At 72.2% G+C, this 15,588-nt stretch carries 10 protein-coding genes; 4 read left to right on the plus strand and 6 right to left on the minus strand.

What is annotated here, in order from left to right; genetic code table 11:
* Window positions 1-451 (plus strand): CHAT domain-containing protein (locus ACWDX9_RS48380; RefSeq protein ID WP_449967607.1); only part of this gene is annotated, 451 nt, incomplete at its 5' end.
* Window positions 452-556: 105 nt separating this feature from the next.
* On the opposite strand, the gene ACWDX9_RS48385 is transcribed toward ACWDX9_RS48380, so the two are convergent.
* The 4 genes from ACWDX9_RS48385 to ACWDX9_RS48400 form a co-directional block, all read right to left on the minus strand.
* A complete protein-coding gene (locus ACWDX9_RS48385) occupies window positions 557-1,375 on the minus strand; it encodes a sulfurtransferase (RefSeq protein ID WP_449967609.1) in 819 nt (272 codons plus the stop codon).
* Window positions 1,376-1,429: 54 nt separating this feature from the next.
* A complete protein-coding gene (locus tag ACWDX9_RS48390) occupies window positions 1,430-2,614 on the minus strand; it encodes an alkaline phosphatase family protein (protein WP_449967612.1) in 1,185 nt (394 codons plus the stop codon).
* A gap of 33 nt (window positions 2,615-2,647) precedes the next feature.
* Entirely contained in the window at window positions 2,648-3,235 is a 588-nt protein-coding gene (locus tag ACWDX9_RS48395; protein ID WP_449967615.1) for a DUF5998 family protein, read from the minus strand.
* A gap of 135 nt (window positions 3,236-3,370) precedes the next feature.
* Window positions 3,371-6,082, minus strand: a complete 2,712-nt coding sequence (locus ACWDX9_RS48400) for a bifunctional acetate--CoA ligase family protein/GNAT family N-acetyltransferase (RefSeq protein ID WP_449967619.1) — start codon at window positions 6,080-6,082, stop codon at window positions 3,371-3,373.
* 141 nt (window positions 6,083-6,223) lie between these two features.
* Here ACWDX9_RS48400 and ACWDX9_RS48405 point away from each other — a divergent pair, with 141 nt between their 5' ends.
* Together ACWDX9_RS48405 and ACWDX9_RS48410 are read left to right on the plus strand one after the other, a co-directional pair.
* Complete coding sequence (locus tag ACWDX9_RS48405; protein WP_449967623.1) at window positions 6,224-7,117, plus strand: carbohydrate kinase family protein; 894 nt, start codon at window positions 6,224-6,226, stop codon at window positions 7,115-7,117.
* 79 nt (window positions 7,118-7,196) lie between these two features.
* Window positions 7,197-9,884 (plus strand): ABC transporter substrate-binding protein, encoded by a 2,688-nt coding sequence (locus ACWDX9_RS48410; protein ID WP_449967626.1) that lies wholly within the window; start codon window positions 7,197-7,199, stop codon window positions 9,882-9,884.
* A gap of 4 nt (window positions 9,885-9,888) precedes the next feature.
* Here ACWDX9_RS48410 and ACWDX9_RS48415 read toward each other — a convergent pair whose 3' ends face one another.
* A complete protein-coding gene (locus ACWDX9_RS48415; protein ID WP_449967628.1) occupies window positions 9,889-11,994 on the minus strand; it encodes a RecQ family ATP-dependent DNA helicase in 2,106 nt (701 codons plus the stop codon).
* 99 nt (window positions 11,995-12,093) lie between these two features.
* Window positions 12,094-12,915 (minus strand): TauD/TfdA dioxygenase family protein, encoded by an 822-nt coding sequence (locus ACWDX9_RS48420; protein ID WP_449967631.1) that lies wholly within the window; start codon window positions 12,913-12,915, stop codon window positions 12,094-12,096.
* Window positions 12,916-13,073: 158 nt separating this feature from the next.
* Here ACWDX9_RS48420 and ACWDX9_RS48425 point away from each other — a divergent pair, with 158 nt between their 5' ends.
* Window positions 13,074-15,578 (plus strand): DNA gyrase/topoisomerase IV subunit A, encoded by a 2,505-nt coding sequence (locus tag ACWDX9_RS48425; protein ID WP_449967633.1) that lies wholly within the window; start codon window positions 13,074-13,076, stop codon window positions 15,576-15,578.
* The last annotated feature ends 10 nt before the right edge of the window (window positions 15,579-15,588 follow it).

Raw genomic sequence — 15,588 nt, forward strand, 5'->3', positions numbered from 1 at the left:
GCGCGAGGCGCCGGGGCGCACCGGGCCGGTGCTGGAGGCTCTGGCTGCGGCCGACGTCCTGCACCTGGCCGCGCACGGGGTCTTCCACGCGCGCAGCCCGCTGGTGTCCGGGATCACGCTGGAGGACGGCTCGCTGATGGCCTACGACCTGCTGGACCTCCCGCGGTCGCCGGGGCTGGTGGTGCTGTCGGCCTGCAACTCGGGGATGTCGCGCACGCCGGTGGAGGGGGCGCCGCTGGGCCTGCCCGGGACGTTCCTGGCCAAGGGGTCCGCGTGCGTGGTGGCCGGGCTGGTGCCGGTGCGGGACGAGGGGGCCTGGGCGCTCATGAGCATGTTCCACGAACTGCTGGTGGCGGGCCGGCCCCCGGACGCGGCCCTGGCCTCCGCCGCCGCCAAGACCGGCGAGACCGGCTTCGTCTGCTTCGGCGCCGGCGACCACCCGTTGTATTAGCGGTCAGTGGTACGGGGGCCGCAGAGCCGATCAGCCCGGCCCCCACACCGACGCAGGGCCAGGGCGGCGGACCCTGCGGCCGGAGGCCGGCCGTCGGCGGTGAGGTCAGCCGGTGGCGACCGGCCGGGAGGGGTCGGCCACCCAGTTGGACCAGGAGCCGACGTACAGGGCGGCGGGCAGGCCGGCCACCTCCAGGGCCAGCACCTCGTGCGCGGCCGTCACGCCGGAGCCGCAGTAGGCCCCCGCCTGCACCCCCTCCCGGACCCCGAGCCCGGTGAAGCGGTCCCGGAGGGCGGCGGGCGGGAGGAAGCGGCCGTCGGGCCCGACGTTCTCCGTCGTGGGCGCGCTGACGGCCCCGGGAACGTGCCCGGCCACGGGATCGATCGGCTCCACCTCGCCCCGGTAGCGTTCGGCGGCTCGGGCGTCGAGCAGCACGCCCTGGGTGGCCAGCGCCCCCGCCTCGTCGGCCGTCAGCGCCGGCATCCCGCCGGGCCGCGCGGTGAAGTCGCCGGACGCCGCGAGGTCGGGTGAGTCCTTCGTGGTGGGCAGCCCGGCCTCGGTCCACGCGGGCAGCCCGCCGTCGAGGACGCGGACGTCCTGGTGGCCGAAGTAGCGCAGCGCCCACCAGGCCCTGGCCGCCACCGTGGATCCGGCGTCGTCGTAGACCACCACGGGACGCCCGTCCGACACGCCGAGCCGCCGCATCGCGCTCTGGAACGCGCCCGCCTCGGGCAGCGGATGCCGCCCGCCCGCGCCGGGCGGGGCCGCGAGGTCCTGGTCGAGGTCGCAGTAGACGGCGCCGGGGATGTGCCCCTCGCGGTAGAACTCCACCCCGGGCGGCCCGCCGAGCCGCCAGCGGACGTCGAGCACCGTCACGTCATCGAGCGCGGCGAGCTCGGCCGGTGTGATCAGCGGGCTGGTCAAGGCGTACCCCCAGAGAATTCGTCGCCGGAACTCGTCACAGTATCTCCGGCCAGGTCACGTGCGGGCATGCAGGAGCGGCACGTGCTGCTCGGCCGCCGTCATCGAGCCGTGGTAGCCGGTGAACAGGGCCTCGATCCTGTGATGGGTAGGCGCGATGATCGCCAGGTCCGCGTACGGCACGGCCACGACGTCGCCGATGCGCCCCAGCCACGCGTCCCGCACCCGGGGGCCGAACCAGCCCGACTCCACCGCCTCCCGCCTGGAGACCACCCAGGCCTTCCCGCGCAGGGTCTCGCGCCACGCCTCCAGCACGTCCCGCGCGGCTCCCGGCTCGGCGTAGACGTGCCTGGCCCTGGCCTCGCCGCCGAGCAGCGCCACGCCCTCCGTCAGCTCGGGCACGCTCTCGGCGTCGATCTTCTCGGTGGCGTTGACCATGCCGTGGTCGGCGGTCACGTAGAGGGCGGATCCAGGGGGCAGGCCCTCCGCGAGCCGCTGGGCCATGTCGTCGACGACGGCGAGCTGCCGCAGCCACTCCTCGCTGCCCCAGCCCGTCATGTGCCCGGCGGCGTCCAGATCGCCGTAATAGACGGTGACATGCGCCGCCCCTTGGCGCATCGACTCGTGCACGCGGGCCACGCGGTCGTCCACGCTGTCGGCGGCCACGTAACGGACGCCCCGGTAGACGGCCTGCGTCAGGCCGGTGCCCTCGAACTCGGCGGGGGCGACGTAGACGGCGTCGAGCCCGGCCCGGGTGGCGCGCTGGTAGACGGTCGGGGCGGGCTGCCAGAGCTCGGGATCCATGGTGAGGCCGTCGGGAAGGGTCCACCGCAGGCAGTTGAACAGGTGGCCGGTGCCGGGGACGGCCAGCGTCAGGCCGAGCATGCCGTGCTCGCCCGGGGTCAGGCCGGTGCCCAGGGAGCAGAGGCTGGTGACGGTCGTGGCCGGGAATCCGGCGGTGAGCGTCCGGCCCGCCAGGCCGGACAGGAACGGGGCGGCCTCGGCGTGCGCCCTCAGCAACTCGGCGCCCAGGCCGTCGACCAGGAACAGGCACACGCGATCGGCCGGCTCCAGGACGAGCGGCCCTCCGCCTGCCGCGCCGGGCGGACTCGCCGGATCCGAGGCGCCCGCCGCACCGGGCGGACTCGCCATGTCCGGCTCGGGTGCGCGCACGCCCAGCGCCGCCAGCAACGCGTCGGGCAGGTCCGCGAGTGACCCGCCGCCGTACCCCGGCACCAGCATGTCGTTCATCCTATGCCTTGGCGGATCTCCCGCTCAGGAAGCGCGGGCGGTGGCCTCGGAGAGGGCCTTGGCGAAGGCGAGGACGTGGGTGACCGCTTCCGGGCCGTCGGCCGCCTCGCTGACCCGGAGGGACAGGTCGTCGGCCGTGATCGCGCCCGTGTAGCCGTGGTCGGCCTCGCAGTTTTCGTCGCCGCAGGTGGCCGGCTCCAGGTCCACGTGGGAGATGGCGCCCCAGCCGATCGTGAGCGTCACCTCCGTGGGAGGCACGCCGGGGACGTAGGAGGCGGGGTCGGGCACCACGCGCGTGACGGCGACCGACTGGACACGGGTCAGGCGCACGGCCTCCGTGGTCGTGGAGGCGTGGGACGTCGAGACGCCCTCCACCGCGGGATGCTCGTCGGTGTGGCAGACCAGCAGCCGCGACGCCGAGAGCACCAGCACCGTGACGTGCCTGCGCACCTCCATGGCGGGATCGAAAGTGGCCTCGTGATGGACCACGAAGGCGGTCACTGCCTCCTTGCCCAGCGCGGATTCGACCGCATCAGTGACGAGGTCGGGATAGTAGCCGCTGCGCTCGATCGCTTCACGCAGGCCCGCGGCTGAGACTCGGGTTTCCCTCATGGGTCCATCCTGCCAGGGCGAGGCTGTGTGCTCACCCACTGGATATAACGCTCTATAACGTCTTTTATCCAGGCATCAGAGGGCGCTTTGGTTCACCCCATTCGCTCCCGTCGGCCGCCCTTCGCTGAGAGCTGATCAGGACAGCCTCCGGGGGCCGCCGTCGAGGCGTGGGCCCGCCGGGGTGCGGAGGGTGGCGCGGGCGCCGAGGACGATGACCCCCGACTCGCCGACGAGCACCTGGTCCAGGTCGAGCCTGGCCACCTCCGGCAGGTCGTGGGCCAGGCGGCCGACGCGTACCAGGAGGTCTTCCAGGGCGGCCACGGCCACGGGCGGGTAGCCGTACTCGCCGAAGAGCAGCGGGGCCGCGCGGACGGAGCGCACGAGCCCGGCGGCGTCCTCGCGGGTCAGGGGGGCCAGGCGGAAGCCCTGGTCGAGGAGGAGACGCGCGGTCACCTCGCCGAGCCCGAACGAGACGAAGGGGCCGAACGCGGGATCCTCGACGACACCCACGACGGTCGGGACGGCCGGCTGCGGCGCCATGCGCTGGACCGCCAGCTCCACGCGTTCGCCCAGCTGCTCGGCGAACTCGGCATAGGCGTGGCGGACCATCTCGGGCCCGGTCAGGCCGAGACGCACGGTGCCCGCGCGCCGCGAGGCGCCGGGGTCGGCCACCTTGAGCACCACCGGCCACCCGAGCCGCTCGGCCGCCCGCACCGCCTCGTCCGGCGAGCGCACCACTTCGGCGGGCCAGACGGTGAGGCCGTAGCAGGACAGGAGCTCGGCGGCGTCCACCTCGACCGGCGGGCCCGGCTGCGCGAACGCCCCCTCTTCCGACGCGCCGGTCCGTGCCGGAACGGTCGGGGTGAGGGCCGTCCGGACGAGGGCCTTGGCGCGGACCGTGTCGATGCCGTCGAGCTCCGGCGGCGGCACCGCCGGGTGGGCGAACCACTTCGCGTAGCGGACCACGTGGGCCAGCGCGCGCACGGCCTCCTCGGGCGCCGCGTACGAGGGGATCGAGCCGCGCGCGGGGGCCGTCCCGCACCCCGGCGGGCCCGTCTCGACGCGCAGGGCCGGGTGCATGCCCAGATGCCCCTGGAACGTCGCCAGCACCGGCTTGCCGGAGTCCTTCGAGACCCGCAGCAGCTCGGCCGCCACCGCGTCCGTGTCGCCGGGGATGGGCGGCATGTAGATCACGACGGCGGCGTCCACGCCCGGCGAGGCCAGCTCGCCGGCGAGGGCCGCGCCGAACTCCGAGGCCCCGGCGGCGGCGCCCAGGTTGACCGGCGAGCGGGGGTCGAGGCCGGCGGCGAGGCAGGCGTCGGCGGCCAGGAGGCCGAGCGCGTCGGAGTTGGTCACGAGCGCGACCCGGGGCCCGGCGGGCAACGGCTGGTAGGCCAGCAGCTGGCCCACGTCGAACAGCTGGATGAGGTCGTCGACCCTGATCAGCCCCGCCTGCTCGAACAGTGAGCTGATCGCCGAGTCGGGCAGCCGCAGCTCCTCCGCCGAGTGCCCGGAAGGGGTGCCGCCGCTCTTGACCACCACGACCGGCTTGCTGCGCGCGATGCGCCTGGCCAGCCGGGTGAACTTGCGCGGATTGCCCAGCGACTCCAGGTAGAGCAGGATCACCTCGGTCGAGTCGTCTTCCTCCCAGTACTGCAGCAGGTCGTTGCCGGACACGTCGGCCCGGTTGCCCGCGGAGACGAACGTCGAGATGCCCATGCCGCGCTGTGCCACCCGCTGGAGCAGCGCCGTGCCGAGCGCGCCAGACTGGCTGAAGAACCCCACCTTGCCCCGGCACGGCAGGGTGGCGGCGAGGGTCGCGTTGAGCTGGACGGCGGGGTCGGTGTTGGCGATGCCGAGGCAGTTGGGGCCCACGACGCGCAGCCCGTACGAACGCGCGAGGCGAGCCAGCTCGTCCTGCCTGGCCTTGCCCTCCGGGCCCGTCTCCCCGAACCCGGAGGAGACCACGACCAGCCCGTGCACGCCCTTCTCCGCGCACTCCTTGACCACGTCGATCACGCCGGAGGCGGGCACGGCCACCACGGCCAGGTCGACGTCGCCGTCGATGGCCCCCACGCTCGGATAGGCCCGCACGCCCGCCACGGCCCGCACCTCCCGGTGCACCGGGTAGACGGGGCCGGTGAAGTCGGCGGCCAGCAGGTTGCGCAGGACGGTCTGGCCGACCCCGCCGGGCTCGCGCGAGGCGCCGATGACGGCGACCGAGCCGGGGGCGAGCAGCCTGCCGATGGACCGGGACTCGGCGCGGTGCTCGCGGGAGAGCGTCACCTCCGTCGAGGTCTCGGTGGGGGTGAGGTCGAGCGTCATGCGTACGACGCCGTCCTCGAACTGGCTCTGGGCCGTGTAACCGGCCTGGCGCAGCAGCCCCATCATGCGCATGTTGGCGGGCAGGACGTCGGCGACGAAGCGTTCGATGCCGTTCTCGCGGGCGGTGGCCGCCAGGTGCTCCAGGAGCACGGAGGCCACTCCCCTGCCCTGGTGCGCGTCCTCGACGAGGAAGGCGATCTCGGCCTCGCCGGGGCCGGTGCGGTCGTAGCGGATGACGGCGACCATCTCGGCGCCGATGGTGGCGATCAGCGCGACCCGGTTGACGTAGTCGACGTTGGTGAACCGCTCGACTTCCCGGTCGGACAGCCGGGGCCTCGGCCCGAAGAACCGGAAATAGATCGACTCGTCCGACAGTCGCGAGTAAAAGGAGCGGAGGCGGTCGGCGTCTGCGGGCTTGATCGGCCGGACGTGCGCCGTGCCTCCGTCGGCCAAAACGACGTCGGCTTCCCAGTGGGCCGGATAGTGTGCCTCCACAGTGTCGAGCGTAAACCCGCATTTCATATGCCAAGACCGGAGCCCCTGTTGGGCAACGCTTGTGCATCGACTGCAGCCCGGTGTCGTGGGACCGCCCCACGGGCAGCCCGGAAGCTGTTAGTTTTGCCGTGGCCAGGCTCGTTCTGAAGGCAGCAAGGTGGTGACATCATGACGCGGGTCGTCGTGGTGGGCGATCTCATGACCGACGCGGTCGCGCGCGCCCGTTATGCGCTTGCCAGGGCGAGTGACACCCCGGCGATCGTGACCATGCACGGCGGCGGCTCGGGGGCGAACATCGCCTCGTGGCTAGCCGTCGAAGGCGCCGAGGTGGCCTTCATCGGCCGCAGGGGCGCCGACATCACGGGGCGTAACCGTGACATGGAGTTGATGGGCTACGGCGTCGACGCCCGGCTCGTCATGGACCCTGAGCGGCCCACCGGCACCTGCGTGGTGCTGGTCACGCACAAGGGCGAGCGCACCATGCTCTCCGACCCCGGCGCCAACGCCGCGCTGTCGCCCGAGGACCTGCCGCGCGACCTGTTCTCCAGCGGCGCGCACCTCCACCTGTCCGGCTACACGCTGATCAACGAGGGCTCGCGCGACGCGGGCCTGGCAGCGCTCGACATGGCCAGGCGCGGCGGGATGTCGATCTCGGTCGACTGCGCCTCGTCCGCGCCTCTGGAGCGTACGGGCGCCGAGTCGTTCCTGGAGTGGACCAACGGGGTCAAGCTGCTGTTCGCCAACATCGAGCAGGCCAAGGTGCTGACCGGCCGCGACGACGCCGAGGCCGCCGCCAAGGTGCTGACGGCGTGGTTCCCGCAGGTCGTCATCAAGATGAACTCCGAAGGCGCGCTGTGGTACGCCAACGGCCGCCCCGACCCGGTCCACGTGGCCGCCGAGCCGGTCGACAAGATCGTGGACGGCACGGGTGCCGGAGACGCGTTCAGCGCCGGTTTCCTGCCCGTCTGGCTGGCGGGCAAGCCGCCGACCGAGTCGCTGTCCGCCGGCTGCCGTCTGGCCGCGAAGGCCATCGCGCACCTGGGCGCCCGCCCGCCGTTCTAGTCCCACAGGGCTCCGTTATGAGCGGTCCTGCACCGCTATGGTGGAGAAAATCGGGATGAGCGCGAAATAAGGGAGCCGGATGCGCGGCGTGCGTCCGTTACGGCCGGGCGACCCCACGTCGGTGGGCTCGTACAAGGTCACCGGCTTTCTCGGCGAGGGCGGTCAGGGCAGCGTCTACCTCGGTGTCTCCCCTTCCGGCGAGCAGGTCGCGATCAAGCTGCTGCACGCCAGGTTCGCCGACGACGAGCAGGCGGTACGCCGCTTCCGCCGCGAGGCCGAGGCGGCGCGGCGGGTGGCCGAGTTCTGCACGGCACGCGTGCTCGAGGTCGGGGCCGTCAACGACCAGCCCTTCATCGTCGGCGAGTACGTCGACGGGCCCTCCCTGCAGCACCAGGTCACCAAGGAAGGCCCCGTCCAGGGCCCGGCGCTCATGCGGCTGGCGATCACCACCGCCACGGCCCTGGTGGCCATCCACGGGTCCGGGGTCGTCCACCGGGACTTCAAGCCCAGCAACGTGCTGCTCGGGCCGGACGGGCCCCGCGTGATCGACTTCGGCATCGCCCGGGCGCTCGACATCAGCCAGAGCCTGACCACCGGCATCGTGGGGACGCCCGCGTTCATGGCCCCCGAGCAGTTCCTCGGAGAGGCCTCTCCGGCGAGCGACGTTTTTGCCTGGGCGGGCACCATGATCTTCGCCGCCACCGGGCGCGGGGCCTTCGGCTTCGGGCCGCTGCCCGTGGTCATGCACCGCATCCTCAACCTCGACGCCGACCTGAACGGCGTGCCACCGGAGCTGGCGCCGCTGCTGTGGGCCTGCCTGGCCAAGGACCCCCGGCGACGCCCCACCGCCGAGCAGCTGATGCGGGACCTCATCCGCGCCGGCACCGCCCCTCCGGGAGAGCGGCCGATCAGCGGCCCACAGGCGAACGGGGGGAACCTCCGTCCGGGGACACCCCTGGCGTATCCGGCCAGCGGCCCCGTACGGCCGCCCGTGCCGGGGGCCGCGACCGAGCCTTCGCGGCGGCGCGGGCAGCGGAGGGCGCTGGTCTCGATCGGGGCGGCGGCCACCGCTCTCGTGACCGGGGTCTCGGTGTGGCTCGTGGCGCGGACCCATCCCGAGGACCGCCGGCCGGACCCCACTCCCACGTCCTCCTCGCCCGTGGCGGCCTTCGGGGCGGCCGTGACCTCCGTGGCGGACCCTTCGGCCAGGAAGGGCGGGACCCTGCGCGTCGTCTCGCCGTACGAGCTGGAGTCCGTCGATCCGGGGAACATGTACACGATGGATTCCCTGAACCTGGTCCGGCTCTACGGGCGTTCGCTGACGATGTTCAGGCCGGTGCCGGGGGCCGCCGGGACGCAGGTCGTGCCGGACCTGGCCGAATCGCTCGGCGTGCCGGGCGACGGGGGCAAAACCTGGACGTACAGACTCCGACAAGGCGTGAAATATCAGGACGGCACGCCGATCACCTCCGAGGACGTCAAGTACGCGATCCTGCGGAGCATGGATCCCTCGCGCAATCTGGGATCGAGCCACTTCGACCTCATGCTCGACCTCCCCTCCGGCTACCGGGGCCCCGCCAAGTCATCGAGCGCGAACACCGACTCGGCCATCCAGACGCCCGACGAGCGGACGATCGTCTTCCGTCTCAAGCGGCCGTACGCGACGTTCGACGACGTCGTGCAGCTCCCCGAGACCGTCCCCGTGCCGAAGGCCAAGGACACGCAGGACGGCGTCCTCGCCTCGGGCCCGTACAAGATCGAGAGCGTGTCCGCCGACAAGAAGAAGCTCGTCCTCACCCGCAACGACCAGTGGGCCGCCGCCACGGACCCCAACCGCGACCCGCTCCCCGACCGGTACGAGATCGACTACCAGGTCACCGACGCCGAGCAGCGGCTGCGGGCCGGCACCGCGGAGTTCGGCCCGTCCATCACCTCGCCGGACGCCGCGGCGGCGGTGCTCGCCGACCCGGCGCTCAAGAAGCGGGCCGACGCCCCGGTGACCGCGTCGGTGCGCATGCTGGCGATCAACCCGCAGGTGCCGCCGTTCGACCACGTCGACTGCCGCAAGGCGGTGGTCCGCGCGCTCAACCTCAAGAACCTCGCCCGCGCGTACGGCCCCGGAACCGCGCAGTCCAAGCTGCCCACCTCGCTCGTGCCGCCCACGGTCGCCGGCGGCCGCTGGCCCGATCCGAACCTGAAGGCCGAGGGTGACCAGCAGGCCGCCAAGCAGTCGCTGGCCGCGTGCGGGAAACCGTCCGGGTTCACCACCGACTACGTCTTTCGGGACCTGCCCAGCGAGAAGCAGATGGCCGAGGTCGTCCAGCACGACCTCGGCGAGATCGGCATCGACGTCAAGCTGCGGCAGGTCTCCACCCTGGAGTTCCACAAGTCGTACGGCGGCAATCCCGGGCAGCTCAAGCGGCAGGGCATCGGCCTGATCCCCAAGTCCTGGGCGCCCGACTGGCCCGACCCCGACTCGTTCCTGTCGTCGATCGCGGACAGCCGGCAGATCACCGACACGTACTCGTTCAACGTGAGCGTCCGCGTCAAGGCGATCGACGACCTCATGGACCGGGCCAGGGCCGAGCTCGACGCGGGCAAGCGGGCCGACCTGTGGACCGAGGTGGAGCAGAAGCTCGCCGATGAAGCCGTGCTCGTGCCGCTGGTCTGGATCAGCCCGCTGCTGCTACGCGGCCAGAACGCCGCCAACGTCCACGTCAGCCCCGTCTACGACAACTACGACCTGCTCACCATGGGCGTCAGGTAGGCGCTCAGGAGGTGACGGCCAGGGCGAGCGGGAGGACCGCCGGAGCACCCGCGTGCCGGATCAGGGCCGCCGCCAGCGTCATCGTCCACCCCGTGTCGACGCGGTCGTCCACCAGCAGCACCGGCCCGCCGCACTGCGCGATCGAGGCCCCCAGCTCCTTGGGCATGGCGAGCGTCCCCCGGACCGCCTGCACCCGCTTCGCGCTGTTGAACTGCTGCCCGGGCGCCCCCGCCCGATAGCCCAGCTCGCCGAGATAGGACAGCCGGCCCACGGACGCCAGCCGCTCGGCGAAGCTCCGCACCAGCGTGGGGCGCGTCGCGGACGGAACGCTGACCACGGCCACGGGCCGCTCGCGCCATTCCCAGGACGCCAGCACCTGCACCACGGCCTTGAACACGTCGTCGGACACCGGCCCGTCGCCCCCGTGGAACAGCTCCCGCAGCCGGTTGCCCCAGCCGATGTCGGTCAGCCGCCCGAGCGCGCGGCCGGGCTCGGCGCCCAGCTCCGGCTTGATCCGCCCGGACAGGTCGGCCAGCCCGGTGGGCCACTGCCTGCGGGCCTCGATCTCGACGCCGGGCCTGCTCAGCCGCTGGCGGGCGCCCTCGACGGCCTGCGCGCCGATCTCCGGCGAGCGGTGCCGCCCGGTGCAGTTGTCGCAGCGGCCGCACGGCGTGGCGGTCTCGTCGTCGAGGTGCCTGCGCAGGAACTGCTCCCGGCACTCGGACGTCGTCAGATAGCCCAGCATGGCCTCCTGCTCGGCCCTGCGCTCGGCGGCGATGCGGGTGTAGCGCTCGACGTCGTAGGCCCACGGCTCGCCGGTGGCCTCCCAGCCGCCCTTGACCCGCCGGACCGCGCCGTCCACGTCGAGGACCTTGAGCATCATCTCCAGCCGGCTCCGGCTCAGGTCGACCGCCGTCTCCAGCGCCGGGGTGGACATGAGGCCGCGCTCTTCGAGCGTCTGGAGCGTGGTCCGGACAACCGGCTCGGGCGGGAACGCCAGCGAGGCGAAATATGACCAGATATCCCGATCTTCGGTGCCCGGCAGCAGGATCACCTCGGCCCGCTCGACCCCGCGCCCGGCCCGGCCGACCTGCTGGTAGTAGGCGACGGGCGACTGCGGCGCCCCCACGTGCACCACGAACCCCAGATCCGGCTTGTCGAACCCCATCCCCAGCGCGCTCGTCGCCACCAGCGCCTTGAGCTTGTTGGTCAGCAGCGCCTCCTCGGCGGCCAGCCGCTCGGCCGGGTCGGTCTGCCCGGAGTAGGCGGCCACCTCGAACCCCTGGTCGCGCAGGTATCCGGCGATCTCGTGGGCGGCGGCGACGGTGAGGGTGTAGATGATCCCGGAGCCGGGCAGCTCGCGCAGCGTCTGCGCCAGCCAGGCCAGCCGCTGCTCGGCAGTGGGCAGGCGCACGACGCTCAGATGCAGGCTCTCCCGCTCCAGCGCCCCGCGCAGCACCAGCGTGCCGTCGCCGTCGTCGCCGGGCAGGCGCATCTGCTCGGCCACGTCACGGGTGACGCGGGCGTTGGCGGTGGCGGTGGTGGCCAGGACGGGGATGCCCGGCGGCAGCTCCTCGAACAGCGTGGCCAGCCTGCGGTAGTCGGGCCGGAAGTCGTGGCCCCAGTCGGAGATGCAGTGGGCCTCGTCCACCACCACGAGCCCGGCGCTCTCGGCCAGCTCGGGCAGGACGTTGTCGCGGAAGTCGGGGTTGTTGAGCCGCTCGGGGCTGACCAGCAGCACGTCGACCATGCCCTCGGCGACCTCGCCGTAGATCTCCTCCCACGCCTCGGGGTTGGCGGAGTTGATCGTGACGGCCCTGATGCCGGCCCGCTCGGCGGCGGCGATCTGGTTGCGCATGAGCGCCAGCAGCGGCGAGACGATGACCGTGGGGCCCTCGCCGAGCTCGCGCAGGAGCCCCGTGGCCACGAAGTAGACGGCCGACTTGCCCCAGCCGGTGCGCTGCACGACGAGCACCCGCCGCCGATCCAGCACCAGCGCCTCGATCGCGGCCCACTGGTCCTCGCGCAGCACGGCGTGCTCCCCGGCCAGGGCCCGCAACCGCTCCTCGGCCTCTTCACGCAGCATCGCGACATCGGGGGCTTCACTCATGCCCCCCTTGTTACCAGCTTTCTCCGACGGAATGCGCCGCCGACCGCCATACCCGCCCCGCATTCGGTGGAACTGTGACCTCAGAAGGGCTACGGACCGCTACTTGTCGGCGTGCTCGGGGAAGGCGTTGACGGTGACGCGGTGCATGCGGCGGCGCTCGGTGTAGTCGGCCACCGCGTAGTGCTGGGTCGGGCGGTTGTCCCAGAACGCCAGCGTGCCGGGCCGCCACCGCAGCCGGAGCTGGTACTCCGGCGACCGGATGTGGTCGATCAGGAGCGGCAGCAGCGCCTCGTTCTCCCGGTCCGTCAGCCCCACCAGGCGGGTCGTGGAGGCGCGGTTGACGAACAGGGCCTTGCGGCCGGTCTCCGGGTGCACGCGCACCACCGGGCGCTCCACCGGCGGCCACTTGGCCTGGATCTCGGCCAGGTCGAACGGGTGCCCCTTCGCGATCGCCTTCTTCATCGACATCGTGATGTCGTGCTCGGCGGTCAGCTCGTCGCACAGCCGCTGCAGCGACGGCGAGAGCGTCTCGTACGCCAGGTACGTGTTCGCCCAGCACGTGTCCCCGCCCACGCTGGGCAGCTGGACGCAGCGGAGCAGGGAGCCCATCGGCGGGGTGGGCTCGAAGGTGTTGTCGCTGTGCCACTCGTCCCCGCCCTCGCCCTTCGGTGAGGTCTGGTCGAGGATGTGGATGGGGCTGGTGGAGTCCTTCTTGAAGGCCGGGTGGTTGAGCGTGCCGAAGTTCAGGGCGAATTGCAGGTGCTGTTCGTCGTCGATGTGCTGGTCGCGGAAGAACAGCACGAGGTGCCTGAGCCAGCCGGCCCGCAGGGTGGCGACCTCTTCCTGCGACAGCGGTTTGCGCAGATCGACCCCGGTGACCTCGGCGCCGATATGCATGGTCACGGGATGGAACTCGATCATGACGCCTCCGGATACAGGTGGGAACCCTCGGCCCGAACGTACGACCCAAGCAATTGCTTGGTCAAGGGCCGTCCGGGAGAGCCTTCCGTACACGCCGGGCGCGACTTGTAGCGCCAACGAGTCGCGGGCACCCGAATACCTTCGGCACAATGTTCGACATGGCCCGACGCACGACTGCACCCCCGCCCGAGGACTTCGAGGAGCGGATCGTCGACATCGACGTCACCTCCGAGATGCGCACCAGCTATCTCGAGTACGCCTACTCGGTGATCTACCAGCGCGCCCTGCCCGACGCGCGCGACGGCCTCAAGCCCGTGCAGCGTCGCATCCTCTACTCGATGAGCGAGATGGGCCTGCGCCCGGATCGCGGCCACGTCAAGTCGTCGCGCGTCGTCGGCGACGTCATGGGCAAGCTGCATCCCCACGGTGACAGCGCCATCTACGACGCCCTGGTGCGCCTGGCGCAGCCGTTCTCCATGCGCCTGCCACTCGTCGACGGCCACGGCAACTTCGGCTCGCCCGACGACCTGCCCGCCGCCATGCGATACACCGAGGCCAGGCTGGCCCCGGCGGCGATGCTCATGGTCGACTCCCTCGACGAGGACACCGTCGACTTCAAGCCCAACTACGACGGCCAGGAGACCGAGCCGGTCGTCATGCCGTCGGCGTTCCCCAACCTGCTGGTCAACGGCACCAGCGGCATCGCGGTCGGCATGGCCACCAACATGGCGCCGCACAACCTCAACGAGGTCGTGGCCGCCGCCCGCCACCTGATCAAGAAGCCGGACGCGACGCTGGACGAGCTGATGACGTTCGTCCCGGGTCCCGACCTGCCGACGGGCGGCTCGATCATCGGGCTGCAGGGCGTGCGCGACGCGTACGAGACGGGGCGCGGCACGTTCCGCATGCGGGCCAAATGCACGGTCGAGCAGATCACGCCCCGCCGCAAGGGCATCGTCGTCACCGAGCTCCCCTACAACGTCGGCCCCGAGCGCGTCGTCACCAAGATCAAGGAGCTGGTGAACGCCAAGAAGCTCCAGGGCATCGCCGACCTCAAGGACCTCACCGACCGCCACAAGGGCCTCCGGCTGGTCATCGAGATCAAGAACGGCTTCATCCCCGAGGCCGTCCTGGAGGAGCTCTACCGGCTGACGCCGATGGAGGAGACGTTCGGCATCAACAACGTCGCCCTCGTCGACGGCGAGCCGCGCACGCTCGGCCTGCGCGAGATGCTCCAGGTCTACGTCGACCACCGGCTCGAGGTGGTGCGCCGCAGGTCGGAGTACCGGCGGCGCAAGCGCGAGGAGCGCCTCCACCTGGTCGACGGCCTCATCATCGCCCTGCTCAACATCGACGAGGTCATCCAGGTCATCCGCTCCTCCGACGACTCGGCCGAGGCCCGCACGCGGCTGATGGACGTGTTCGACCTGAGCGAGATCCAGGCCTCCTACATCCTGGACACGCCGCTGCGCCGGCTCACCAGGTTCGACAAACTGGAGCTGGACCGGGAGAAGGAGACGCTGAGCGACGAGATCGCCAAGCTGACCGAGATCCTCTCCTCCGACGCCAAGCTGCGCCAGGTGGTCTCGGGCGAGCTGGCCGACGTGGCCAAGAAGTACGGCATGCCGCGCCGCACCGTCCTGCTGGAGGCGCCCGGCGTCACCCGCACCCCGGTCGCGGTCGTGGACCTGCAGGTGGCCGACGACCCGTGCCTGGCGCTGCTGTCCTCGACCGGCCTGCTGGCCCGCACCTCCGACGCCACGCCGCTGTCCGGCGAGGGCGAACGGTCGGCGCACGACGTGCTGGTGTCGGTCGTGAAGACGTCCGTACGCGGTGAGGTGGGCGTGGTGACGTCGCTGGGCCGGCTGATCCGGATCCAGGTCGTCGACCTGCCGACCCTGCCGACCACGGCCAACCCGCCGTCCCTGTCGGGCGGGCACCCGGTGTCCGAATACGTCTCGCTGCAGCCCGACGAGAAGGTCGTCGGCCTGGGCTCCCTCGACCCCGACGGCCCCGGCCTGGCCCTGGGCACGGCGCAGGGTGTGGTCAAGCGGGTGGTGCCCGACTATCCGGCCAACCGCGACGACTTCGAAGTGATCACGCTGAAGGACGGCGACATCGTGGTGGGCGCGGTCGAGCTGGTGTCGGAGTCGCACGACCTGGTGTTCATCTCCTCCGGCGCCCAGCTCCTGCGCTACCCGGCCTCGCAGGTGCGCCCGCAGGGCCGCCCGGCGGGCGGCATGGCGGGCATCCGGCTCGACGACGGGGCGCGGGTGATCTGGTTCGGAGTGGTGGATCCCGAGCGTCCCGCGCACGTGGTCACGATCGCGGGCTCCTCGACCGCGCTGCCCGGCACGCAGGTGGGCGGCGGCAAGCTGTCCGACTACGCCGAGTTCCCGGCCAAGGGGCGGGCGACAGGCGGGGTCCGGGCGCAGCGGTTCCTGAAGGGCGAGGACGAGTTGCTGCTGGCGTGGGCCGGTCCGGCGCCGGCCAAGGCGGTCTCGGCGGTGGGCAAGCCCGTGCCGCTGCCGGAGGAGATCGGCCGCCGCGACGGCTCGGGCGTGCGGCTGACCAACACCATCGGCGCGGTCGGCGGCGCCCTCGCCTCCGGGCCCGAGGCCCTGCCGTCCGGGTCGGCCCCGGCCGAGCAGACGTCCCTCTGACGGCGTCGGG

It is taken from the genome of Nonomuraea sp. NPDC003201 (genome assembly GCF_053590415.1).

Bases quoted from the DNA above. Each gene is read 5' to 3' on its own strand.
- ACWDX9_RS48405 (WP_449967623.1), top strand. From the start codon at position 6,224: ATGACGCGGGTCGTCGTGGTGGGCGATCTCATGACCGACGCGGTCGCG.
- ACWDX9_RS48395 (WP_449967615.1), bottom strand. From the start codon at position 3,235: ATGAGGGAAACCCGAGTCTCAGCCGCGGGCCTGCGTGAAGCGATCGAG.
- ACWDX9_RS48390 (WP_449967612.1), bottom strand. From the start codon at position 2,614: ATGCTGGTGCCGGGGTACGGCGGCGGGTCACTCGCGGACCTGCCCGAC.
- ACWDX9_RS48400 (WP_449967619.1), bottom strand. From the start codon at position 6,082: ATGAAATGCGGGTTTACGCTCGACACTGTGGAGGCACACTATCCGGCC.
- ACWDX9_RS48425 (WP_449967633.1), top strand. From the start codon at position 13,074: ATGGCCCGACGCACGACTGCACCCCCGCCCGAGGACTTCGAGGAGCGG.
- ACWDX9_RS48410 (WP_449967626.1), top strand. From the start codon at position 7,197: ATGCGCGGCGTGCGTCCGTTACGGCCGGGCGACCCCACGTCGGTGGGC.
- ACWDX9_RS48415 (WP_449967628.1), bottom strand. From the start codon at position 11,994: ATGAGTGAAGCCCCCGATGTCGCGATGCTGCGTGAAGAGGCCGAGGAG.
- ACWDX9_RS48420 (WP_449967631.1), bottom strand. From the start codon at position 12,915: ATGATCGAGTTCCATCCCGTGACCATGCATATCGGCGCCGAGGTCACC.